Here is a 24,297-nt window from a genome sequence, read left to right as displayed (position 1 = left end):
ACAATATGCTAAATATTAATTATCTTTTTATTTTATCCGCGCAGGAGACAGGATGTCACTGGCCGTTGTTTTCAGTCGTGCCCGTCATGGTTTAGATGCCCCTTTAGTTACTGTTGAAGTGCATATCAGTAATGGCTTACCAGCTTTTCAGCTGGTTGGTCTGCCCGAAACCTCGGTAAAAGAATCGCGTGATCGGGTACGTAGCGCCATGGTAAACAGCGGTTTTGCTTTTCCCGATCGCAAAATTACCGTTAATTTAGCCCCGGCCGATTTACCCAAAGAAGGCGGTCGTTTCGATTTGCCGATAGCGCTGGGTATTATTGTTGCTTCCGGCCAGTTAGCCGAAAAAAGCCTGCAAGGCTATGAGTTTTGTGGTGAGCTGGCGCTGTCGGGTGAAATCCGCAGCATAGTAGGTGAAATTCCGGTAGCCATAGCCTGCCGTGATGCCAGCCGTGAAGTGGTGCTGCCGATGTTAAATGCTCAGCAGGCGCAGCAGGTACCCAAGGTAGTGGTGCACGGTGCCGAACATTTATTGCAGGTGCACAGCTTTTTGCTGGCCCAGCAACCGTTGCCTGCTATTCCGGCATTACCGGTACGTGAACAGCAACATTTACCGGATTTAGCTGACGTAAAAGGTCAGGCCCATGCCAAACGGGTGCTGGAAATTGCTGCGGCCGGTGAACATAACCTGTTAATGCTGGGCCCGGCCGGTACCGGCAAATCTATGCTGGCGCAGCGTTTACCCGGCATTATGCCGCCGCTGACAGAGCAGGAAGCGCTGGCTACGGCCGCTATTTACTCTATTGCCGGCTTAAAGCGTAACTTAACCGACTGGCAGCAAAGGCCGTTTAGATCGCCGCATCACACCAGTTCTGCTGTAGCCCTGGTGGGTGGTGGTTCTGTGCCCAGGCCTGGCGAAATTTCGTTGTCGCACCACGGCATTTTATTTTTGGACGAGCTGCCAGAGTTCCCACGTAAGGTGCTGGATGTGCTGCGCGAGCCGCTGGAAACCGGTGTAGTACATATTAGCCGCGCTGCGCGCCAGGCGGAATTTCCGGCACAATTTCAGTTGGTAGCAGCATTAAACCCCAGCCCGACCGGGCACCATCAGGATGGCCGTGCTACCCCCGAGCAGGTAATGCGTTATTTAAACCGACTGTCTGGCCCTTTTATCGACCGGATAGAGCTGCAAATAGAAGTGCCGCTAATACCCAAAGGCATGCTTAGCCAGCACACGCAGGAAGAAAGCAGCGCCAGTGTGCGTGAGCGGGTACTGGCAGCCAGGCAGTTACAGCTGGCACGGCAGGGTAAAGCTAATGCCCGTTTAAGCGGTAGTGAAATTGCCGATTTTTGCCCGTTACAACAAGCCGATGCGCGCTTTTTGGAAGATACCATTCACCGCTTTAAACTGTCGGCCCGTACTTACCATAAGATAATCAAAGTTGCGCGCAGCATTGCCGATTTACAGCAGCAAGCACAAATAAGCCGTGCCCATTTAATGGAGGCCCTCAGCTACCGCGCGCTGGAGCGGCTGCTGAGTTATTTGAAGAACTAAACCAATTTCCAGTTTAACGTTTCGCCGGCATAAAACGGTACTATCGGGTTGCCGTTGGGCAGCGTAATTTCGTTTGGCACCTGCCACTGCTGCTTTTGCAGAGTCACTGTGCCGCTATTACGTGGCAAGCCGTAAAAGTCAGCGCCGTAGTGGCTGGCAAAGCCTTCCAGCTTGTCCAGAACACCTAAATCATCAAACACCTGAGCATACAGCTCTATCGCGCTGTGGGCACTGTAACAGCCGGCGCAGCCACAGGCAGACTCTTTGCGGTGTTTTTCATGCGGCGCAGAATCTGTGCCTAAAAAGAACTTGCTGGAACCGCTGGCCACAGCCGCACGCAACGCTTCCTGGTGAGTACGGCGTTTTAATACCGGCAGGCAATAGTTATGCGGCCGCACGCCGCCGACTAACAGGTCGTTGCGGTTTAACAGTAAATGCTGCGGTGTAATGGTGGCGGCCACATTGTTTGATGCTTGCGCGACAAAGCTGGCGGCATCGGCGGTGGTAATATGCTCAAATACCACTTTTAACGCCGGTAAGCGCGCGACAATATGCTGCAGGTAGCGGTCAATAAACACCTTTTCGCGGTCAAAAATATCAATATCGTGATCGGTAACTTCGCCATGAACCAGCAGCAACATACCTTGCTCTGCCATGGCTTCAAATACCGGATACAAGCTATCGAGCGCACTTACCGCATCGCTGGAGTTAGTGGTGGCACCGGCCGGATACAACTTAGCCGCAACTACACCGGCGGCTTTGGCTGCGCTGATATCGGCAGCGGTGGTTTTATCGGTTAAAAATAAGGTAACCAGCGGCTGAAAGTTGCTGCCTGCCGGACGGGCAGCCAGAATGCGGTTACGGTAGGCTACTGCCATGTCTGCCGTGGTTACCGGCGGTACCAGGTTTGGCATCACAATGGCACGGGCGAATTGCCGGGCTGTAGCCGGTACGGTTTCGCGCAGCATATCGCCGTCACGAAAGTGTAAATGCCAGTCATCCGGGGTTTGTATGGTAAGCGTAGTCATGGAGCGCTCCTGCAACTGCTGCGGCAAAAAAGTGGCGCTATGATATCAAGTAACCTCGCCCGGTGAAATTGCTTCAGCGTGTCTTGTGGTAAGTTAGCGTTCAGCGTAGCTTAGCCATCATTGATATTTACTCACCGGAAAGCGCAATGACATTAGAGCAGGGAATGCTATTTGCAATTTTACTTTGCACTATAGCGTTGTTTATCTGGGGCCGCTGGCGGCATGATACGGTGGCGCTTGCTACCCTGATGGCGGCAGTTGCTGCTGGCCTGGTACCAACCGATACCGCCTTTAGTGGTTTTGGTCATCCGGCGGTTATTACCGTTGCCTGTGTGCTGGTGCTAAGTTATGCGCTGCAAAATAGCGGCGCGGTTGACCTGTTAGCGCGTAAATTACTTCCTGCCAACAGTGGTTTGATGGCCACTATTGCCCTGTTAACCACCTTAGTAACGCTGCTATCGGCATTTATGAATAACGTTGGTGCTATGGCATTGATGATGCCGGTGGCTATTCAGGCGGCAACCCGGCTTAAGTTAACGCCGGGGCAGGTGTTAATGCCGGTGGCATTTGGCTCGATACTGGGCGGTATGACTACGTTAATTGGTACACCGCCCAACCTTATTGTTTCGGGCTTTCGTGACAGTAGCCAGGGCAATAGCTTTGCCATGTTCGACTTTAGCCCGGTGGGGGTGCTGGTGGCACTGGCAGGTTTGGCTTTTATTACGGTGATTGGCTGGCGTTTGGTGCCTAAACGTCAGCAGGGCGGGGTTGAGGGCTTTGATACCGCCAGTTATTTAACTGAAGTGCGGGTAGACGCTAAAGGCAAAGCCGATGGCCTGCGACTGGCGGCACTTGAGCAGTTGCTGGAAGAAGCTGATGCGCAGGTGGTTGGCCTGGTACGCAATAAATTCCGTGTGTCGGCCCCTACCGGGTATCGCATGCTAAAAGCAGACGATGTGCTGGTAATTGAAGCTGAACCGGAATCGCTGGGCAATATATTGTCTGAGCTGGGGCTGACTCTTGAAGAGAATGTGAAGGTTGAAGCAGACTCCACTGAGGCAGAAAAAAACGCCGGGGTAGGCAAAGAAGAAGTGCTGCTGGAGCTGGCCGTGATGCCTGATGCTCTGCTGATTGGCCGCTCAGCTGCAGATCTGAGTCTGCGCAGCCGGTTTGGCATTAATTTGCTGGCGTTGTCACGCCAGGGCAATCGTTCAATTAAACGGTTACGCCGCACTGAGCTGGTTGCCGGTGATGTACTGCTAATGCAAGGTGAAGCAGAACTGCTGTCGGCATTTGCCAGTGAGTTTGGTTGTGTGCCGCTGGCAGAGCGGTCTATTCAGGTACCGGATAAACGCCGGATCTGGTTAACCAGCGTTATTATGTTAAGTGCTGTGGCTGGGGCTGCCTTTGGTTTGGTGCCTGCTGCAATCTCCTTTGCTGCGGGTGTGCTGGCCAGCATGTTATTTAAAGCACTGCCGCTGAGTAAGGTGTATCAGGCCATTGACTGGCCGGTGGTGGTGTTGCTTGCAGCGTTAATACCGGTAGCCGAAGCGATGTTAAGCACCGGGGCTGCGGCTTTATTGGCAGAGTTAATGTTGTCACATTTGTCGCAAGGCAGTGCGGTAATAACCCTGATCCTGTTGCTGGTACTGACAATGACCCTGTCTGACTTTATGAACAATGCCGCCACTGCAGCAGTAATGTGCCCGATAGCCTTAAGTATTGCCAGACAGCTTGATGTCAGCTCCGATACCTTTTTAATGGCCGTTGCCATTGGTGCCTCTTGTGCTTTTTTAACGCCGATTGGTCACCAGAATAATACCCTGATCCTGGGGCCGGGTGGCTTTAAGTTTGGTGATTACTGGCGGCTGGGGTTGCCACTGGAGCTACTGGTTGTCGCGGTATCGGTCCCGGCACTTTTATACTTCTGGCCGCTTTAGCCTGACCGTGGCCTTTGCTACACTACTAATGCTATTTAACTGAGGGGAATAATGATGTCTGAGCTGGATTTTGATTTAGACCATCTGGACTTTGCTGAGGCCGAGCAGAATGTTGAGCGCCAGCAGCAAGCTGAACTTAGCCGTGCTGAGGCGCCACAATATGGTGATGACGACGATGAATGCAGTGGCGGCGCCTGTAAAATTTAGTCCGGGTTGGCTGCTGTAACGGGCAGCCCAGCGGGTTTATGCCACAACTGGCTTACCGCAATACACAGCACCCCTGCCAGCATCAGTAAGGCAAATGGCAGTGGAGTGCCGTTATAAAACAGCGCCAGTAACGGCCCAGCCAGTGCTCCTATACCAAAGCGTAAAGTACCTATTACCGCCGTTGCGGTACCACTGTTATCCGGAAATTTCATCAGGATCATTGCATCAGCGTTAGTGGCTATCAGACTTAAGCTGGCCATTAGCGGGGCTATCGACAATACCGTGTACACCAGCTCAAACTGCCAGAAGTTGAACATGGTTAACGCGCTGGCGCTGACAATTGCTGTTGCCAACCCGGTTCGCAGCATACGCTGTGGGCCAAGGCGGGTAACCAGGCGGCTGTTGATCAGGTTTGCCAGCATCAGCATTAATACATTAAAGCCAAATAGCAGGCTGAACTCCTGCTCGTCTACACCAAAGAATTTGATATAAACAAAAGGCACAGCGGTTAAAAAGCAAAAAAATGAAAACGAGGCAAACATCGACGTAGCAATATCCGGCCGGGCAGAAGCCCTTGAAAATACCACTTTATAGCCGGCAAAAAATGCCAGCTTCTGTGATGCACCGGCAGGTTTTATCTCCGGCAGATAACGCCAGCTAAGCAGCAGGATCAGTAGGCCATATACTGCCAGCGTAACAAAAATCATCTGCCAGTTGGCCAGCCACAATACGCCGCTGCCAATGGCCGGTGCCAACAAAGGCGCCAGCATCATAATCATCGACACATACGACATCCCCTTAGCGGTATGTTCCTGATATATGTGCCGTACTATGCCTGGTACCACTACCGTAGCAGCCGCGCCACATAAGGCCTGAATAGCGCGCCAGAATAAAAACCACTCAATGGTGCTGACTAAACTTAATGCAATACTGGCCAGTACAAAGCCGGTTAAACCAAAAATAGCCAGCGGCCGGCGGCCAAAGCTGTCAGCCAGCGGGCCGCAAATCAGCATACTGATACCAAAAAAGGCCAGGAAAATACTTAACGACTGTTGCACCATGCCAATAGAGGTATTCAGTTGTTGCGCCATAATGGGCATAGCTGGCAGGTACATATCAATGGCCAGCGGCGTGGTGGCAACAACTGCTGCCAGCAATATAATGATCCAGCCAGCGGGTTTATTTGACATAGGTTAAGGCTCTTAATGTGGCAGCGCACTATAATACGCGGTTTTGTTAGCCTCAGCTAATGGCTGAGTGTAAAAATAGGTTAGCAAATATGTCTGACAGCTCAGAAGGATAGCTCACGCAGTAAACCAATAGATAAGCTGCAACCGTTTAAACACAGGGCAGCTATCGGAACAGAATAGCCTAAGTCAGGGTATTGCGCTTATACTGATTAAACTCAGATTGTTGGATTCGGATAATGAAAAAAACCAAAATAATTACTACAGATGAAATATTACTCACCTTATGTCAGTCGGTAACAAAAGTATTATCGGGCGCTGGCAACAGTAATGTGGCTTACTCACCCATGGTACAAAAAATACAAAAAACCTGCCTGCGGCCTGATCTGGGCTGCTTTGTATTGTTTGACGGCGGCTTCTCCGGCCTGGTGATTATTAATTTTACCGCTCAGGCTGCGATGGAAATTTATAAAAAATATTTAATGAGCATGGGCATGCCGGAAAGCGAGCTGGCACAGTTTCATACCTCTGATGAAGTTGGCAATGTAATGGGCGAGCTGATGAACCAGATCGTCGGCGATTTTACCAACACGGTACGCTATGACCTGCACACATCAATTAATCAGAGCCAGCCGAAAATGATGGCAATTAATAAGCAGGTGCAAATTTTAATTAATACCCAGCTTGATCAGCCACAGGCACGCCGCGTTACCTTTAGTACGCCAGAGCATAATATCTTTTATCTGGAACTGGCGATGGATAAAACCGAGTTTATTCAGCTGCATGAGTTTGACAAAGCCGAGCAGGAACACCCGGACGATATTCTGGCCAGTGCGCAGCAATATACTCCGGAACACACCGTTAGTGCCTCGGCAGAAGTGGATGATGATTTTCTGAAAACACTGGGCTTATAAATACGCCCGGCCCTAAGTTACGTATTCAGGAGGGTGTTGCCTGACGAACCGGCAGGCGCAGACAAAAACGGGCACCACCCAGGGTAGCAGACTCACTTACGCTGATGCTGCCCTGATGCCACTGTATAATACGCTGCACTATGGCCAACCCCAGGCCAAAGCCGCCACCTTGCTTATTACGGCTGGCTTCAAGACGAAAAAAAGGTTTCAGAATATCATCACGCATGGCTTGCGGAATACCGGGGCCATCATCTTCAACATCAATATGCCAGTAATTTTGTCGTTGTTGCAGTGTCAGTGTAATGCGCTGCCGGGCGTATTTTTTGGCGTTAACCAGCACATTTTGCAGTGCCCGTTCCAGATAATGGCCATCGCCAAACAGCAGAGCCTGCTGCGGCATAGTTAAACTGATCGCGGCGCCAGGCAGCGGCGACAGTTTCTCGTTTAAGTTGGCAATCAGCTCGGTCAGGTTTATCTGTTGCAGCTGCAGTGGTAGCTGGCCGGTTTCCAGCCGGGCATAGTCGAGAATTTCATCCACCAGTTGCTGCAATTCGCGCACATCCTCACACATCAGGCGGCGTTCGTCCTCCGGCAGCTGGGTTGCCATTTCCAGCGCAAAGTTCAGTCGGGCAATAGGGGTACGCAGCTCATGCGATACCGCATGGGTCATTTCGCGCTGCAGGTTTAGCAAGTCGCGGATTTGCAGGCTCATCTGGCTGAAACTTTGTGCTATCGGTGCAATAAATGAATGCGCCGGTACGGCAATTGTACTGTCGCTATTGCTGGCAAACTGTTTCAGGCTGAGCTGCAGGGTACGGATATCACGTGCCACCGGCCACAGCCATAGCGCTACCGCAACAGCCAGCAAAACAAAAAACAGCAGCGTAAACCAGGTGGCGCCTTCTTGTTGTATTATTGGCAACGGCCCCAAACGCCATAATTGCTGGCCTTGTTGGTAGTAAAAATACACACTGTCGGCTTCAAACAAGGTAACAATATCACCTTGTTGCAGTAACTGTTGCTCTTGTGGCAACCAACTGATGCTGTCAGGGCTCAGTTCAGTGTAAGGCAGGCTGATATGGCTTTGCCATTGCGTGGCGGGCTGTTGCAATTGCTGCTGCAACAGCTGGCTGTAGCTGTGAAGCCAGGGCGGGGCAGTGTCGGGTTGCCATTGCTGCCACAGCTGTTCTACTGCCCAGCCAATGCCAAGTAATACCAAAAACAGAAACAGGTAAAAGTGCCAGAATAACCTTTGCATGCTTAGTGCCAGGCGTCTGCAACAAATAAATAGCCTTTACCCCAGACAGTTTTAATACGAAATGGTGTTTCGGCGTTGTCGCCCAGCTTACGGCGTAAATGCGAAATCCGCACATCGACAGTGCGGTCGAGGCCGTCATATTCACGGCCAATAATCTGTTGATGAATAGCTTCACGTTTTACAGTTTGGCCAGCATGTTTGGCCAGCATCCAGAGTAAATCAAATTCATAGCTGGTCAGCTCTACGCGCTCATTGTCGTACCAGGCTTCGCGGGCACGCTGTTTTAACAGTAAGCGGCCAAATTGCAGTTCTTGCTGCTCGGTTTTGGTGGTACTTTGGCTGCGCCGCAGCAAGGCGTTGATGCGTGCTACCAGCACACGTGGCTCTACCGGTTTTACCACATAATCATCTGCGCCCAGTTCCAACCCCAGCACCTGGTCAATATCGCTTTGTTTTGCGGTTAACATTAACACCGGGCCTTTATACCAGGGGCGGATCTGGCGGCAAACGCCAAAGCCATCCAGGCCCGGTAGCATCAGGTCCAGTACGATAAGATCCGGCTGAAACTGGCGGCAGTGCTCAGCCACCGCATCGCCCTGGCTTTGCTGTTGCACGGTAAAGCCGTGTTGGGTAAGAAAGCTCTGCACCAAAGAGGCCAGGCGGGCATCGTCTTCTACTAACAATATTTTGGCCATCAGAAAATACTCCATGGGCTGGCGATCCGACGCCGCATGGGTTTGCGGCTTAATACTTTCAGTTCTGTTTGTAACAATACAATATTATGGTTATTACGCAGGCTAAGTTCAGTATTTTGCCACGACAGCGGCTGCTGCCATTCGCCGGTGGTGGTATCTTGCCAGCATTGGATAAGTTGCTCTGCCAGAAACAGGCACGGGCTTAGCTTTTGCTCGCTGTACCACTGCACCTGCAAGTTAGCGTGGCAGGGTTGATTGGGTTGCTCGGTAACACAAATTTGTGGTTTTACGTTCCAGCATAGCGCAGCCGCACAGGGTGCAGGTGCAGCCTGTGGTGCAGTCACTCCGTTCAGTGCCAGTAACAACCAGAAACCGTGCATTAATAAAACCGGTAACTCACGCCCAAAAACCAGGTTGTTACATTATCAGACCGCACCAGCGGGCTTAGTGTCATAGCATCATCCAGATGTAGGTAGCGTACAAAAGCCAGCACAGAGACGCGTTCAGACACGGGCTTTTGCCAACTTAAACGCAGCTCAGGCTGCCAACTTGGCCTGCCATCGTAGCGTGGCAGATAAAACGGCTCATTATTATCAATGCCATAATAAGTATCAATCAGTTTGGCGCTTTTCCAGTTTAGTTTGGCCGTGGCCTGCCAAAGGCCACTGTTTAGCTGCCAGTTGCGACCGATACTGATACTGGCATGCTGGCCCTGGTAAGTGTTGCTAATGTCTTGCCACAGTATCGCTTGTGCCTGCCAGTCTTCATTAAACCAATCCAGCTGTACGCCTAAATCGAAGGCAGTTGGCCGTTTACTAACCTGGCGTACAGAAACGACCTGGGCACTGCGCTCTTCAGCGTAGCTGGGCCCTACCATAGCGGTATGATTAAATTGCATCAGGTTGCCACCAAACCATTTTTGAAAGTAGCCTTTTTCCTGATTAAACTGGCCCAGCACACTTAACTGCCAGTTGTCTGACAACGCCAGACTGCTGCCAAGTTTGCCGTTGTCAAAAAACCAGTAGCGGCTGTAATAGTAAATATCCGGCAGGATAACCAGCGGTAACTCTTCGCCACCATACAGCGGATTGCTGCGTTGGCCATAGCCCAGTGCCCAGCTCAGGTATAGCCTTTGCTCTTCTACGCACTGAGCGCCTTGAGCACACACCGGCGTGGGTTCTGCTTTCACCTGCCAGCTGAGCAGCAATAAAAGTATGATCAGGTAGCGCAATCTTCACCTTAGCTCAGAAGTTTAGTTCACAAATTTTTCTACGCTGTTAGTTTAGCAAGTTGTGCGGTCAGACATAAGCAGGCATAACAATGTTTCACAATTCGCTGCACTAAATTTAGTCTTCGCCAGACTGTAGCAAAGTGATCCTAAAACCATCCGTTCAGGTATAAAGCAGGCTGGCGTAAGATGTAAATTGAATCCCCTGCCAATTCACTTTATGATAAGGCCACAATAATTCTAAGATACCGGTAGTTGCTGCGGCGGGCGTCCGGTGTTGATAAGCGTAGTAATATCGCTGTCATAGCAGAGCGTTTTGATGAGAGACAAAGCTACCTCGTTCGACATTGCTTATATGGCTGGTGTATCGCAGTCCACGGTATCGCGTGCGCTACGAAACAGCCCGCAGGTTAATAAAGAAACCCGCGAAAAAGTACAGGCGATTGCGCGGCAACTAAATTACAAAGTAGATAAAAATGCCAGTAACCTGCGCCAGCAGCGCAGTAGCACACTGGCGTTGTTATTGTTTGAAGACCCCACCACCGACGAGTCGCTGATTAATCCGTTTTTTTTATCCATGCTTGGCAGCATTACCCGTGCCTGTGCCAAACGCAGCCAGGACTTATTGGTGTCTTTTCAGCAATTAAGTGACGACTGGCACGCCGATTACGAAGACAGTAATAAAGCCGACGGCATTATTCTGCTTGGTTATGGCGACTATAAAGATTACGAAGAAAAACTGCACAAATTACTGGCACAGGAAACCCACTTTGTTTGCTGGGGTGCCGAAGTGCTGGGCCACCCGGAATTTACCCTACGCAGCAATAACCGCGAAGGTGGTCGCCTGGCCGGTGAGCATTTGCTGGCTACCGGACATAAAAAGTTTGCCTTTGTTGGTAATGCCTCTGAAGGCAGCCCGGAGTTTAGTGCCCGTTATCTCGGGTTTATTGATGCGCTGAATACCGCCGGTATAAATGCTTCGCAAGTACCGCACTTTGATGCTATTTCTACTGAAAGTGCCGGAGATAAGGCAACAGAACAGTTGCTGGCAGCCGGTCATCAGGTCGATGCTATTTTCTGCGCCAGCGATCTTATTGCTATTGGTGTTATGCGTTGCCTGAAACGGCGCAACTTAAGGGTGCCGGAAGATATAGCTGTAATGGGTTTTGACGATATTCCCGTGGCATCGTTTGCCACCCCGGCCCTTAGCACTATTCAGCAAGACACCACCCAGGCCGGTGAGCTGCTGGTAAATAATCTGCTGCAGCTGATTAATAACCAGCCGATTACTGTCAGCCAGATTGAACCCAAGTTAATTATCCGCCAGTCTTGCGGCTATAACCGTAATACCTGACAGCCCGGTGGTGACGGGCAATTACTGTGGTTTCTTTACCTGCCTATAACCTTGCTTACGCCGCTGCTGCTTTGTGTTAATATCCTGCGCCAGAATATTGGTTTAAACAGGAACAAGTATCAGTGCGTTTAATTTCACTTCATTTTTTGCTGTTATTTTGCCTGCAGCTGGCTGTGCCAGCTATGGCCAGCCAGACTTTAGCCGACCGTATGCTGGATGTACGCAAAGTTGAAGGCATCGACGTGTACTATAACCTTAGCAATGGTCTGGCGCTGCAAGGTGAGTACCGTTTAGTGCGCGATAGCCAGGGGTATACGCAAGCTACTTTTGATCAGGGCATTGCGCAAGGCAACTGGCAAGTATTTGATCAGCGGAATCAGCGGCTATTAAGCGGCCAGTACAAGGCCGGGCGCCAGGATGGCGAATGGCAATACTTTAGCGTTGATGGCAGCCTGGAGCACATTGAACACTACGACGCAGGTGTAGCAACCGGCGTGTGGCAACGCTTTAATGGCCAGCGTCAGGTTGTAGAAACTACCGAATTTGAACGCGGTGCTATTGTTAAAGTAAGCCGCTTTTATGACAACGGGAAAATGCAGAGCGTAGAGCACTACCAAAACAATCTGCGCCATGGCCTATGGCAAACCTTTCATGCGAATGGTGAAGTGGCCGAAGCGTGGACCTACGCCAATAATCAGCTTAACGGCCCTTACCAAAGTAAGGATGAACAAGGCAGCGTGTTGCTGCAAGGCCAATATAATAGCAACGGTCAGCAAGATGGTTTATGGACGCAATTTTTTGCCGCCGACCGCCCCGCCGCTAAAACGCATTATTTGAATGGTCAACGCCATGGCGTGGCCGAGCAGTTTAATACCGACGGTACCCTGATTAGCCGCTGCGCCTTTCAGCACGGTGCGGAGCACGGAGAATGCCGCGAGTTTCATGTTAATGGTCAGCTCGCCCGGGTATCAGCCTATCAGCAAGGCAAACTGCATGGTGAGCATCTGCGCTATAGCAGTGAAGGCGTGTTACTGGAAAAGTTTAATTTCATTGATGGTATGCAGGCGGGTGAGCAGTTAACTTACCACAGCAATGGTAAACTGGATCACCGTATTCAGTATCATACCACTGAGCGTAATGCTAACGGGCAGTTTCCACAACATGGTGTTCAAGAACGTTACCGGGACGATGGTCTGCCTATTGTTACTGCTCACTTTGCCATGGGGCTGCGCGATGGCTTATTTAAACGTTTTCAGGGCGAAAAACTCGTTGAAGAAACACAGTACAAGGCAGGCAAACGCCATGGCGTAAGTAAAACTTTTTACTCTTCAGGCGAACCACGGGAACATAATACCTATGTAGAAGAACGGCTGACCGGCCCCTTTAAAGCCTGGCATATCAATGGCCAGCTGCGAGAGGAAGGTGAACGTGACAATGGCCACATCATTGGTCGTTATCAAAGTTACTACGACACGGGCAAGCCACAAAAGCTGGAGCACTTCGCTACCGAGAAAAAGCCGGGTGAACATAGCTATGGCCGGGTTGGTGAATATAAACAGTGGGCAGCTAACGGTGATCTTACTCAGGAAGGTCAGTATCTCGACAACAAGCGCCATGGTATCTGGATCACCTATCAGCAAGGTGAAAAAAGCCGTGAACAGGAGTTTATAAATGGTAATGCCGAGGGACGTTTTGTTGACTATTATCAGGGACGCCGCCGCAGCAGTGGCTTTTTCCTGAACAATCAGAAAACCGGCGAATGGATTGAATACTATTACCAGGCAGACGACCCAACCTACGGTTTTATTCCGGAAGGCACAATACGCTACAAAACCCAGTGGCAGGACAACAAACAACACGGTAAAGCCGAGTTTTATACGGCCAAAAATATTCTGTATAAAGTTGAGAGCTGGGATAAAGGCGTAAAAAGCGGCGACTATCAGGAGTTTTATGTCAGCAACGGCGAACCTAAGCTGGCTGGCAACATGCAAAAGGGCGAGTGGTTTGGCTTGTGGCAAGCCTGGTATGAAGACGGCACTCTGGCGCAGGCCGTGCATTATGATGCCAGCCGTAAGCATGGTCTGGCGCAGGAATACTACGACAATGGCCAGCTAAAAAGCGAAATTGAATACGAGTATGACAAACCACATGGCCGGTACGAGTTATTCCATTTAAATGGCCGGCCGCAGCAAAAAGAAAGCTATGTTAAAGGCTTAAAAGAAGGCAAGGCTGAATACTTTCATCCTAATGGTAAACCGGCGCAGCAGGGGGATTACCTGCGTGATCGCAAAGAAGGCGAGTGGCTGGAGTACTGGCCCAATGGGCAGGTGCGTACTCAGGGCAGCTATATCAGCAACCGCCCGTCAGGTGACTGGCAGTACTTTGATCAACACGGCAAGTTAATTAAAACCGAACATAAAGGCTAATTAAGATCCGCTGCTGCCAGCGATGGCAGCAGCGGATTGCCGAAGAGTTTTGTTTAATGTAATTGTAATGGTAATTATTATCATTTAAACTTTGCAGCCTGTTTAATTCGTCCTGATATACAGGTTGTAATATAATGTTGTCTTTCTCTGCTGCAAGTCTGCGTCTTTCTGCTGTCAGTTTATTCTGCACTATGGCATTTTCTGCTAACACCCAGGCCGATACGGCACCGGTTAATACTTCTACTAGCGCACTGGAACATATTGAAGTTAAAGGCCGGGCACAAACGCTGTACCGGGTTGACTCGTCTAGCCTGGGCACCCGTACCGACACACCGCTGGATGAAGTACCGCAAAATATTCAGGTATTACCGGAAGCTTTAATCCGCGATCAGGCGGCGCGGCAAATTACTGATCTGTATCGCAGCATGAGCGGTGTCAGTGCTTTTAGCTACTCGGGCGTGACCTTTCGTGGCTTTCGCCAGGACGAAATCTTATACGACGGTGTACGCGGCGATCCGTTTAACGGCTTTGCCGTACCACAGCTGTTTAACGTAGCTGAAATTCAGGTGCTTAAAGGTGCTGCCGGCGCCTTGTATGGCAGTATGGCCCCAGGTGGCCTGATTAACTACAGCACAAAAAAACCAACCGCCGTGGCCGAGCGGCAGCTGAAAGTCGGCCTGGGTAACGACAGCTTTTACAGCGGCTCACTGGAGCTAAGCGGCCCGTTAACCGATGACGCTGCCCAGTGTTACCGTGCCGGTATTTACAAAGACAGTGAAAAACCTTTCCGGCAGAACACCGATGTGGAAAACCAGATCATCGATTTAGGCTATGCCATAGACCTGACACAGGACACCACGCTGACGCTGCAATACACCGATGTAGAGCAAGACTACGGTGGTGCCCGCTTACGTGGCGTTATTACCGATGCTGCCGGTAACTTTCTGGCAGACCGCAGCTGGAACCACAATGAAAGCACGGATTTTCAGCTGTTAACCGCCGAAGTGTATCAGGCCAGGTTAGAGCATCAGATAAGCAGCCGGTGGAGCACTGATATTACCGTGCGCGGTTACCAGAATCAGGAGTTGCAAAACTACCATGAGCCGTTTTGCAGTTATGACACCGACGGCGATGGCGTTATTGATTATTGCCGCCGTCAGTTTCGCGATCAAAACCGCGAGAATGACTCGCTCAGCCTGACCTGGAACAATATTGTTGAGCTAAACACCGCTGATATTGAGCATACGTTGTTAGTGGGGGCAGACTATTTACAGCAGGATTCGTATTTTTCTGGCCGTAATGCTACACCGCTTGAAAACGGCGGCACAGTGCCCGGCCTTAGCCTGCGCGACCCGGTATACGGCCTGACCAGCCGCGCCGATTATAACCTGGATGCCGTAACACCCAACATTACCGATAGCGAAACCGTGCGTAAGGGCCTTTACCTGCAGGACCAGTTAACTCTGTCAAATAACTGGAACTTGCTATTAGGTGTACGCTGGGACAGTTTTGAAGATACCAATAAGCGTGATGGCAGCAAAGTATCAGGCAACGATACCTCCTGGCGGCTGGGTACAACTTACCAGCTAACCGACTATGCCCGCGGTTACCTGGTGGCCGCTACCGGTTTTGTACCGCAGGCAGCAGCCTCGCAGGCAGAGGAAGTTGGCGGGCCGTTCGAGCCGGAAACCTCGCGTTTATATGAGGCCGGTGTGCGTTTTTCGCTGTTAAACGATAGTGTGCGGCTCAATACTGCCGTGTATGAAATTACCCGGAAAAATATTCTGCAGGCCGACCCGCGCGGTGATGTAGGCAATGACGGCCAGGATGATTTACTGGCACTGGGCGAAGTACGCAGCCGCGGCTTTGAGCTGGATGTGTTAGGCGATTTAACCGACAACTGGGTAATGAATTTAAGCTACGCTTATAACGACACCAGAGTAATGCAGGACAACAACGGCATTACCAATGCCTTTAACGGCCGTTTTGCTAATGCACCTCAGCATCAGTTAGGGTTATGGAGCCGCTATGAACTACCGGCGCTGCATTCATCTTTTGCCGCCGGCGTTGACTATGTTGGTGAGCAACAAAGTATCAGTGGTCAGGCGGTAAAAGCCTACACGGTATTTGATATCAGTTGGCAGACTGAATGGCAAAGCTGGCTGATACAGCTAAACGTAAAAAACCTGTTTGATAAAACCTATGCCAGCAGTGGCTTTATTGACCGCACCGGGCATTTTCCGGGTGAGCCACGCCGGGTTTATCTGACAACCACTTACCAGTTCTGATATGACGAACCGGCAATGGTTTGCTCTGCATTCGTGGGCCGGTTTTGTGCTGGGGGCACTGTTGCTGCTGGTGTGTGTCACAGGTGTGCTGGCAGCGCTTAGCTATGAAATACAGTATCTGAGCGATAGCAAATACCGTGCACTTAGCAGCCGAAATGGCCCGGTTAACTGGGCACAACTGGAGCAAAACCTGGCATTAGCCTACCCGGATAGCCAACTGATCAGCGTACAGGTGCATCAGCAGGCTTATTTGGCAGGTGAAGCGTCACTGGCTACGCCAGAGGGGTTTCGCTTTGCTTATTTTGATCCGGCCAGTGGCAGCCTCACCGGTAGTGGTGACTGGGGCCGGTTATCCCGCTTTTTGCGCAATTTGCATATGTACTTGTCGGTTGAAGGCGTAGGCAAGGTTATTGTAACTTCGCTGAGCTTTTTACTGCTTATATCTGTTATCTCCAGCTTTTATGTTTATCGTAACTGGTGGCAGCAATGGTTACGTCACCCCGGTAAATGGCGCTGGGCAGTGCGCAGCAACTGGGCGTCGTGGCACAAGCTTATTGGTTTATGGAGCTGGTGGTTTGTATTACTGATGACGTTAACCGGCCTGTGGTATTTTACCGAGCATTGGTTGCTAAAAACACCGCTGCAATATTATCCGCCGGTGCCAAAAGTCACATTAAACACAACAGCGCCAACACAACCTTTATCGCTGGCACAAATAACCTTCATTGCGCAGCAACAGCGGCCACAGCTGGATATCCGCGCTGTGCTGTATAACAGCAATGCCAAAGCGCCGATTGTGGTTAGCGGCCAGACGGGAGATTTGCTGCTACGCGACCGGGCCAACCGTATTTATCTGGACAGCGCGGGTAATGTAACGGGCAGCCAGAGCAGTGCCGATTTAGGTGTGCTGGCTTACCTGACCGATATGGCTGACCCGCTGCATTTTGGTAACTTTAGTGGTCTGGCAGTTAAACTGATTTACGCGCTGTTTGGCACCGGCCTGTGTATTTTGGTGGCAGGGGGTATGCGTATGCACTGGTTACGCACCAAACATAAGCAGCCAAGTTTGGCACGCTGGCTGGGCCGGTTCGGCTGGCTGGCGCTGCTGCTGGCATTAAGCGGTATTGTCTGGACCAGCGCGACATTTTCGCAGCGCGAGCTAAGCAAGCTGCCGTTATCGCCGCTGTTGGGTACGCTATACAATAAAGCTCAGCCGTCCTGATCTGCTGCCGCTTGCTGATACAGTGTTTCCAGCGCTTCGCGCAGTGTCGGGTAAAAGCTCAGTTGACCCGGCACGGGTTTTACTCCGGCTTTGGCCAGGGTTTTTAGTGGCTGAAACTGTAAATCAGCAATAATCAGCTGAGTTTTGCTTTTATGGCACTTGCTGATCAGTTTATTCAGGGCGGCCAGGCCACCTGCATCCAGCAGTGGCACGCCGTCCATATACAACACCAGGCCACGGCTATGGTCACTTAAACGGGCGATATCGGCAAAGATACGATCGGCTGCGGCAAAAAACAGCGGCCCGCTGATTTTTAGCACCTGCCAGCCAGTTGGGATAGGCTGTTCAACCTGTTTACGGTTATGGCTGATATCAGTCACTTTGCTCATTTCGGCTATTTCTTTAACAAACAGTAAGGCCGCCAGCAGAATACCGGTGGTAATAGCGATCACCATATCAAACAGCACGGTAAGGGAAAAACAGGTAATAAATACCCAGATATCGCTGCGCGGGGCGGTTTTCAGTAAGTGCACCGCTTTGGACGCTTCGCTCATGTTCCAGGCCACTATAAGCAGCAATGATGCCAGCGCGGCCATAGGCACATAAGATAATACCGGTGCCAGCAGCACCAGCCCCAGCAGTAATACCAGTGCATGCACCATAGCCGATACCGGTGACTGGGCACCGGCTTTAAAGTTAGCCGATGAGCGTGCCAGTGCTGCCGTTGCGGTAATGCCACCAAAAAACGGCGTAATAATATTACCAAGGCCCTGGCCGAACAGTTCGCTGTTGGCGCTGTGTCGCCTGCCGGACATGCCGTCCAGCACCACAGCACACAGCAGCGATTCAATAGCACCCAGCATGGCCATGGCAAAAGCGGCCGCCAGTAAATCTTTTACCAGCTGCCAGCTAAAGCCAAGCAGTTCGCCATCGGGGCCGGGGCGTAGCCAGGGCCAGTCAAAGTAAGGCAGGTAAGGCGGAATACCGTTGCCGCTGGCGCCATCGGGTGTGGTGTAACTAAAGCGCGAGCCTATGGTGTCCAGTTCAGCGCCTAACCCCAGCAACACTAATGCCAGCAAGGTGCCAATAAACAGTGCCGGTAAATGCGCCGGTATCATGGTTTTTAGCCTGGGCCACAGCAGCATAACAGCCAGCGTTACTGCAGCAACCAGCAGGCTGGGCCAGGATAATTGTGGCAGCATTTGCCCCAACAGCAGCAGTTTATCAACAAAGTGCTCGGGCATGGTTTGTATTGGCAAGCCAAAAAAGTCTTTCACTTGTAGGGTGGCAATTACCACCGCAATACCGCCGGTAAAGCCTAAGGTGACAGATTCAGGTATATATTCAATTAAGCGCCCCAGCCGCATGGCCGCCATAACCAGCAGCAAAACACCGGATAGCACAGTGGCAATAAGTAAGCCGCTTAAACCGTACTTTAACGCTACCGGGTACAAGATAACCACAAAGGCTGCGGTGGGGCCGCTGATGCTATAGCGCGAGCCGCCGGTTAGCGCAATAACAAAACCGGCAATAATAGCGGTGTACAGGCCGTATTGTGGCGCCACACCTGAGGCAATGGCCAGTGCCATCGCCAGTGGTATGGCAATAATGCCTACAGTAATGCCTGCCAGCAGGTCTTTGCCGAATTTATTCAGGTTATAGCCTTCGGCCAGCACATCACGCAGGGCGTGGCCAGCACGCAAAGAAAACAGGTGGGATCGGTCAGACATAACAGCATCCGCGATAAAAGCCGCTAAGGGATAAACTTATTGTAGCGCCAACAAAGGCTTACGCCTATGCGCTTTTAGTATGGTTGTGTTACTTTCATAATGGCGCAATACTGCTTCTCTACAATAATTGCCTCTGTTAAGACAAAAAGAGCCGTTATGATAAAAGCTGTTAAGTTTGTTTTGTTGTTTGGCTTATTTACAGCCTGCAGTATGCCGGTAAAAGTAAGCGCAACCAGCCTGGTTGTTGAAAGCTTTAATATTCGTTACGACAACCCCGCCGATGCAATCAATGCCTGGCCAAACAGGCAGCAGTTGATTTATGCCCACTTAAAAACGCTGCAGCCCGATGTACTGGGGTTGCAGGAGGTGTTGCACCATCAACTTAGCTGGTTAAGCGAGCAACTGCCTGATTACAGCTACATTGGTGTTGGCCGGGACGATGGCGTGGTTGCCGGTGAGTTTGTGCCGTTGTTTTACAATAAAAACACTATTAAAAAACTGGATGGCGGTAACTTTTGGTTATCTGAAACGCCGTATGTTGCAGGCTCAATTGGCTGGGAGGCCCAGCTTCCACGCGTTGCCAGTTGGGGGCATTTTGAAAAAAGCGGCAGCGATTTTTTTGTATTTAATGTGCATTTTAGCCATGTAAGCGATTTGGCCCGGCAAAAAAGCGCTGAATTTTTGCTGACACATATTCCGGCTATTGCGGGTAACAAGCCGGTTATTCTATTAGGTGATTTTAATATGCTGAATAATAGCGCCGCCTATAAAACGCTCACCTCTGACCGCTTGTTACCGCTGACAGATACCGCAGTCCTGGCAAATGCAGAAGAAGTAGGCACCTACAACGGTTTCGCTGCAGGCGATAGCAGCCGTATCGACTATATTTTTATCAGTAACGGCTTAAAAAGCCATGACTACCGCACTTATCAACTAAGCGTTGCCGGTGTATATATTTCTGATCATTTTCCTATTTCTACGGTAATTACCTTACCGCAAAAGCCGTAGGAACTGTTGCCACAGGCACTTTTATGTACTGCTGTAAGTTATAGTGCGGGGCAGGGAAAACCGCCGGAGTGACCGGCGGTAACGGGGAATATCAGAGGGCGCTTTGCAATAGCAGCAGGCCAAATGGCGCCAGTGTATTGCCATCCAGATCAAAGGCCCAGCCAGCGTTTAAACCGTTACGGTTAATGGCGCTGATATCCTGCGCGCTGTCGCTCAGGTTTAAGATAAACAGGCTTTTACTGCCGTTTAGTTCCCGTGCAATTTTTACTATGCCGTTATCCAGCTGAGTTACCTGATAACTGCCATCAATACCCAGCTCTGGCCGCTGTTTTTTCTGCGCAATTAAAAGTTTATAAAGTGACCAGATAGAGTTTGGCTGCGCCTGTTGTGCCGCTACGCTGCGATCTTCTGCCTGCAGTTGCTTCGCGAGAAAATCCGGATACCAGTTAGGGAAGCCTTCACCAAACAGATGCATTTGTTCTACCCAACTGCTATCGGCTTGGGTAAAGCCTGCCTGTTTGCTGTTATCCCATAACATAGGCGCGCGTTTAAATACGTCGTGACCGCTGCGATCCTGAGTTAGGCCAATTTCTTCACCATAGTAAATGTACGGCGTACCCGGCGAGCTGAATAACATGGCTGCTGCCAGTTTGGCTTTGGCATCATGTTGTTTAAGTTGATAGGCGATGCGCTCCTGATCGTGGTTGGTTAAAAACGGCGCAAAAAAGTGCAGCGGTGCTTCAGACTCATTACGTTGTTGCACGTTCTGCTGTAATACCGAGGCATCTGCTACCTGCTGTTGTGCAGAGTGCATAGTGCCAAACTGTGCTTCGCCCCCGGCGTTGGGTTGCAGCAGGCCAAGAATTTTGTAGCCGACTTCAAAATCAAAGCCCTGGTCCAGACCTTTACCTCCGCCGTAGTAACGTGCTGCCACCGGGATATCTACCCAGGCTTCGCCCACTAAGTACGCCTCTGGGTTAACGCTTTTCACGTACTGGTTAAAACTCTGCCAGTAGGCGATAGTTTCATCGGTGTCGGCCTGGGCATCGGGGCCGCCTTCCATCGCAAAACGCACGGCATCCAGGCGAAAGCCGGCTACGCCTTTATCCAGCCAGAATTTGGCCATTTTTTCCATTTCGGCAATAACATCGGGGTGGCGCAGGTTTAAGTCAGGCTGGCTGGCACCAAAAGCGGCGTAATACCAGGCTTTGCGCGTGTCGTTATAGTGCCATACGGCTTCGGGCTTATCATTGTCGCTCCAGGCGTGGCCCCAGCCACTGCCTGCCGGCGGCATATCGTCACGCCAGACAAAGTAATCTTTATACGGTGCTTCGCCGGCGGCCGAGCGTTTAAACCAGTCATGCTCACTGGAGATATGGTTAATCACCAGATCCAGTATCACCTTCATGCCGTGGCTATCTGCGGCCTGAATAAAAGCTTCAAACTCGGCCATTGTGCCATAATCACTTTCTACCTGATAAAACTCGGTAAAGTCGTAACCGTGGTATGAGGGCGCTTCAAACATTGGCGTTAGCCACAGTGCATTTACCCCCAGCTCCTGCAAATAGGGCAGTTTGGCGGTCATGCCGTTAAAGTCGCCGTGGCCATCGCCGCTGGTGTCATAAAAACTGCGTGGCCAGATTTGATAAAACACGGCGTCCTGCCACCAGTCTTTAGCCGCCGCGCTTTGCTGCACGGCAGTTACTGCCTGCGTAGTATTGGGTTCAGTGCTGTTGGTTGGTGCCGGCTTACAGCCGGCCAGTAATAAAGACAGCGCCAGTGCGCTTAAGGTAAAAGCTTTCATTGCATCCCCGTCAGAGTATTATTTCAGGCACCATTATTTTATGTCGCACTCTGTTGTGTTGAGCGAGACGCAGCAATTTGGTGCAGTTTTGCTAATTAATGGTTGGTAATAACGCCAAAACAGTGCAACAACAAGATGAATACGTATGCACAGTTTTGCGCAAAATGGCTGCTATCGTGTAGTTTAGGCCAACATAAGAAGCATCATAATAGAATAAAAGTATCCGGGGACCTGTAATGAAACAACCTAAGCTCTCTTTCTGGCAGATCTGGAACCTCAGTTTCGGTTTTCTGGGTGTGCAAATTGGTTTTGCGCTGCAAAACGGTAACGTCAGCCGGATTTTATCTGATCTGGGGGCCGACTTATCATCATTGTCGTTATTCTGGCTGGCGGCCCCGGTTATGGGCTTGCTGGTACAGCCTATTGTCGGTGCGGCGTCTGACCGTACCTGGAATAAACTCGGCCGCCGGTTACCCTTTATGTTGGGCGGTGCCGTAGTTGCAGCGGCGGCTATGATATTGTTGCCTAACTCGTCAATGATGGTGGCTTTTATTCCGCCAATGTTGTTTGGCCTGATTATTTTCGCTATTAAAGATGCTGCTTTTAATGTGACCTTTCAACCGTTTCGTTCTCTGGTATCCGATATGGTGCCGCCGGAACAGCGCAACATTGGTTATTCAGTGCAAACCTTGCTGATCAATATTGGTGCAGTATTTGGCTCTGTTCTGCCTTTTGTACTGACTAACGTAGTCGGGTTGGACAATGCTTCGAAAGCCGGTGAAGTGGCGCCTTCTGTGATCTGGGCATTTTATATCGGTGCAACGGTATTGCTGGGTTCTGTGTTGTGGACAGTATTTCGCACTAAAGAATATGCGCCTGAACAATACTATGCTTACAAAGGGCTGGATTCAGAAGCCCAGGCTTTGGCCGAACAGGTGCGCCAGTCGCGTTCACTAGGCGAGAAGTTAACTGATTTCTGGCAAACCATGAAAAGCATGCCGCGTATTATGAAACAACTGGCGCTGGTGCAGTTTTTCTCCTGGTTTGCGTTGTTTATTATGTGGACCTATTTTCCGGCTGCTATTGCGCAAAACACCTGGGGCGTTGGTGTGGAGTGGTATAACGGCGCCTATATTGCCCAAATGGGTGGTGTACCGGCGCATATCGCAGCTGCTAAAGGCGCTGCAGGTGACTGGGTAGGTATTTTATATGCCGGTTACTCATTGTTTGCTGTGCTATTTTCATTAGTAATGGCTAAATTGGCTAACCTGTTTGGCCGCAAGTTTGTTTATTCAATATCGCTGTTAGCCGGTGGCCTGGGTTACTTAAGCTTTGTGCTGTTTACCGACCCCACCATGACCCACGTAAACCTGTTAATTACCCAGGTAGAAATACCCAAAGGCGCACTGGGCCTGATGATCCCGATGCTGGGCGTGGGCATAGCCTGGGCGGCTATTCTGGCTATGCCGTATGCAATATTGGCTGGTGCCTTACCGGCAAATAAAACCGGCGTGTATATGGGTATTTTTAACTTTACTATTGCGGCGCCGCAGATTATCTCCGGTTTAATTGCCGGTTGGATTTTAGGCTCGGTATTCCAAAATCAGGCGGTGTATATCGTTATGCTGGCCGGTGCCGCTATGGTGCTGGGTGCACTGTCGGTATGGCTGGTAAAAGAGCAGGACACAACAACCAGCGAATAAGCTGTTGCACACAAACTAAGGCGCCGTCTGGCGCCTTAGTTATTTCAGCGATGCTGATCGAACATAATCTGGTTACCATCCGGGTCTTGCAGAATAATATGCTCAGGTCCGCTGCTGCTTTCATCAGCTGTTTTAATTAATGTAACCCCTTGCGCTAACAAGTGTTTCTGAATGTCACGTACATCAGTAAATTCAGCTAAGTTTTGCGCGTTTTGATCCCACCCCGGATTAAACGTCAGGATGTTTTTCTCGAACATGCCCTGAAACAAACCAATTATCGTGTCGCCGTTTTTTAAAATCAGCCAACCCTGGCTTTGCTCGCCACCCATGGTAGTAAAGCCGAGCTTTTCATAAAAGGCTTTTGAGGCGGCAATATCTTTTACCGCTAAACTGACTGAAAATGCACCCAAGTCCATTGTTATTGTCCCTCACTCTGAGTCGCCTGTCGCTTCAATGCTTGCTGGCGCTGCCGTTCATATTCTTCATAGCTCTGATCCATGTTTTGCATACACTTGTCATACTCCGCCACCGGTCCGCGCATACATTGTTGCTGTTTGTTTAGTTTCAGGTTTTGATATGCCGCTTTGTTGCTGCAGCCAATTACGCCCAGCAACAGACAAATAACGAGTATGGTTTTCATTGCGCCTCCGTTAACGCTGCAAGTTTAGCCGCGGTTATAGGCTTCTGCCAGCCAGTGTTCAGCGTGGGTACGTTTGGGTAAAATAAAGCCCAGTTTGCTAAACAACGCAT

At 50.5% G+C, this 24,297-nt stretch carries 20 protein-coding genes; 10 read left to right on the top strand and 10 right to left on the bottom strand.

Going from position 1 to position 24,297, the window contains the following annotated elements; translation table 11 throughout:
• The first annotated feature begins 52 nt into the window (after positions 1-52).
• Positions 53-1,555, top strand: a complete 1,503-nt coding sequence (locus tag J3B89_RS14435; protein WP_215398309.1) for a YifB family Mg chelatase-like AAA ATPase — start codon at positions 53-55, stop codon at positions 1,553-1,555.
• Here J3B89_RS14435 and pyrC read toward each other — a convergent pair.
• A complete protein-coding gene (gene pyrC, locus J3B89_RS14430) occupies positions 1,552-2,583 on the bottom strand; it encodes a dihydroorotase (RefSeq protein WP_215398308.1) in 1,032 nt (343 codons plus the stop codon). The two genes, J3B89_RS14435 and pyrC, sit on opposite strands and share 4 nt — an antisense overlap.
• A 146-nt stretch (positions 2,584-2,729) precedes the next feature.
• Here pyrC and J3B89_RS14425 point away from each other — a divergent pair, with 146 nt between their 5' ends.
• Both J3B89_RS14425 and J3B89_RS14420 read left to right on the top strand, forming a co-directional pair.
• On the top strand, positions 2,730-4,523 hold the full coding sequence (locus tag J3B89_RS14425; RefSeq protein WP_215398307.1) for an SLC13 family permease: 1,794 nt from the start codon (positions 2,730-2,732) through the stop codon (positions 4,521-4,523).
• A gap of 51 nt (positions 4,524-4,574) precedes the next feature.
• Positions 4,575-4,730, top strand: coding sequence for a hypothetical protein (locus tag J3B89_RS14420; protein ID WP_156420328.1), 156 nt, complete (start codon positions 4,575-4,577; stop codon positions 4,728-4,730).
• Here the strand turns inward: J3B89_RS14420 and J3B89_RS14415 are convergent.
• Positions 4,727-5,920 carry a Bcr/CflA family efflux MFS transporter gene (locus tag J3B89_RS14415; protein ID WP_215398306.1) on the bottom strand — a complete coding sequence of 398 codons (1,194 nt, stop codon included), beginning with the start codon at positions 5,918-5,920 and terminating at the stop codon, positions 4,727-4,729. The genes J3B89_RS14420 and J3B89_RS14415 overlap by 4 nt on opposite strands.
• Before the next feature lie 236 nt (positions 5,921-6,156).
• Between J3B89_RS14415 and J3B89_RS14410 the strand changes: the two genes are divergently transcribed.
• Positions 6,157-6,831 (top strand): DUF3334 family protein, encoded by a 675-nt coding sequence (locus J3B89_RS14410; RefSeq protein ID WP_215398305.1) that lies wholly within the window; start codon positions 6,157-6,159, stop codon positions 6,829-6,831.
• 25 nt (positions 6,832-6,856) lie between these two features.
• Here the strand turns inward: J3B89_RS14410 and J3B89_RS14405 are convergent, their stop codons facing one another.
• From J3B89_RS14405 to J3B89_RS14390, 4 genes are read right to left on the bottom strand one after another with little or no spacing between them, the layout of a single operon-like run.
• Entirely contained in the window at positions 6,857-8,089 is a 1,233-nt protein-coding gene (locus J3B89_RS14405; RefSeq protein ID WP_215398304.1) for an ATP-binding protein, read from the bottom strand.
• A gap of 2 nt (positions 8,090-8,091) precedes the next feature.
• Complete coding sequence (locus J3B89_RS14400; protein ID WP_285895619.1) at positions 8,092-8,784, bottom strand: response regulator; 693 nt, start codon at positions 8,782-8,784, stop codon at positions 8,092-8,094.
• The gene (locus tag J3B89_RS14395) at positions 8,784-9,164 is read right to left on the bottom strand and encodes a DUF3019 domain-containing protein (protein WP_215398302.1); all 381 of its coding nucleotides are present in this window, start codon (positions 9,162-9,164) and stop codon (positions 8,784-8,786) included. The genes J3B89_RS14400 and J3B89_RS14395 overlap by 1 nt, the downstream gene beginning before the upstream one ends.
• On the bottom strand, positions 9,164-9,973 hold the full coding sequence (locus J3B89_RS14390) for a MipA/OmpV family protein (protein WP_349814224.1): 810 nt from the start codon (positions 9,971-9,973) through the stop codon (positions 9,164-9,166). Before J3B89_RS14390 ends, J3B89_RS14395 begins: the two co-directional genes overlap by 1 nt.
• A 358-nt stretch (positions 9,974-10,331) precedes the next feature.
• On the opposite strand from J3B89_RS14390, the gene J3B89_RS14385 reads away from it, so the two are divergent.
• From J3B89_RS14385 to J3B89_RS14370, 4 genes are all read left to right on the top strand, one after another.
• On the top strand, positions 10,332-11,366 hold the full coding sequence (locus tag J3B89_RS14385; protein ID WP_215398300.1) for a LacI family DNA-binding transcriptional regulator: 1,035 nt from the start codon (positions 10,332-10,334) through the stop codon (positions 11,364-11,366).
• 122 nt (positions 11,367-11,488) lie between these two features.
• A complete protein-coding gene (locus tag J3B89_RS21515; protein ID WP_215398299.1) occupies positions 11,489-13,792 on the top strand; it encodes a toxin-antitoxin system YwqK family antitoxin in 2,304 nt (767 codons plus the stop codon).
• A 134-nt stretch (positions 13,793-13,926) separates the two neighbouring features.
• Complete coding sequence (locus tag J3B89_RS14375; protein ID WP_215398298.1) at positions 13,927-16,080, top strand: TonB-dependent siderophore receptor; 2,154 nt, start codon at positions 13,927-13,929, stop codon at positions 16,078-16,080.
• Position 16,081: 1 nt separating this feature from the next.
• Positions 16,082-17,302: a PepSY-associated TM helix domain-containing protein gene (locus J3B89_RS14370; RefSeq protein ID WP_215398297.1), complete on the top strand. Its 1,221-nt coding sequence runs from the start codon at positions 16,082-16,084 to the stop codon at positions 17,300-17,302.
• Here the strand turns inward: J3B89_RS14370 and dauA are convergent.
• On the bottom strand, positions 17,290-19,032 hold the full coding sequence (gene dauA, locus J3B89_RS14365) for a C4-dicarboxylic acid transporter DauA (protein ID WP_215398296.1): 1,743 nt from the start codon (positions 19,030-19,032) through the stop codon (positions 17,290-17,292). The two genes, J3B89_RS14370 and dauA, sit on opposite strands and share 13 nt — an antisense overlap.
• Positions 19,033-19,188: 156 nt before the next feature.
• Here dauA and J3B89_RS14360 point away from each other — a divergent pair, with 156 nt between their 5' ends.
• Positions 19,189-20,040: an endonuclease/exonuclease/phosphatase family protein gene (locus tag J3B89_RS14360; protein WP_215398295.1), complete on the top strand. Its 852-nt coding sequence runs from the start codon at positions 19,189-19,191 to the stop codon at positions 20,038-20,040.
• Between the two features lie 91 nt (positions 20,041-20,131).
• On the opposite strand, the gene J3B89_RS14355 is transcribed toward J3B89_RS14360, so the two are convergent.
• Complete coding sequence (locus tag J3B89_RS14355) at positions 20,132-21,844, bottom strand: alpha-amylase family glycosyl hydrolase (protein ID WP_215398294.1); 1,713 nt, start codon at positions 21,842-21,844, stop codon at positions 20,132-20,134.
• A 236-nt stretch (positions 21,845-22,080) separates the two neighbouring features.
• Here J3B89_RS14355 and J3B89_RS14350 point away from each other — a divergent pair, with 236 nt between their 5' ends.
• Positions 22,081-23,547, top strand: a complete 1,467-nt coding sequence (locus J3B89_RS14350) for an MFS transporter (protein WP_215398293.1) — start codon at positions 22,081-22,083, stop codon at positions 23,545-23,547.
• Between the two features lie 44 nt (positions 23,548-23,591).
• On the opposite strand, the gene J3B89_RS14345 is transcribed toward J3B89_RS14350, so the two are convergent.
• Both J3B89_RS14345 and J3B89_RS14340 read right to left on the bottom strand, forming a co-directional pair.
• Complete coding sequence (locus J3B89_RS14345; protein WP_215398292.1) at positions 23,592-23,963, bottom strand: VOC family protein; 372 nt, start codon at positions 23,961-23,963, stop codon at positions 23,592-23,594.
• Positions 23,964-23,965: 2 nt separating this feature from the next.
• Positions 23,966-24,187, bottom strand: coding sequence for a hypothetical protein (locus J3B89_RS14340; protein ID WP_215398291.1), 222 nt, complete (start codon positions 24,185-24,187; stop codon positions 23,966-23,968).
• Positions 24,188-24,297 lie beyond the last annotated feature (110 nt).

Origin of the sequence: Rheinheimera oceanensis, from assembly GCF_018831085.1 — a bacterium.
Taxonomy (GTDB): domain Bacteria; phylum Pseudomonadota; class Gammaproteobacteria; order Enterobacterales; family Alteromonadaceae; genus Alishewanella; species Alishewanella oceanensis.
This window is presented reverse-complemented; position numbering and strand designations above follow the sequence as displayed.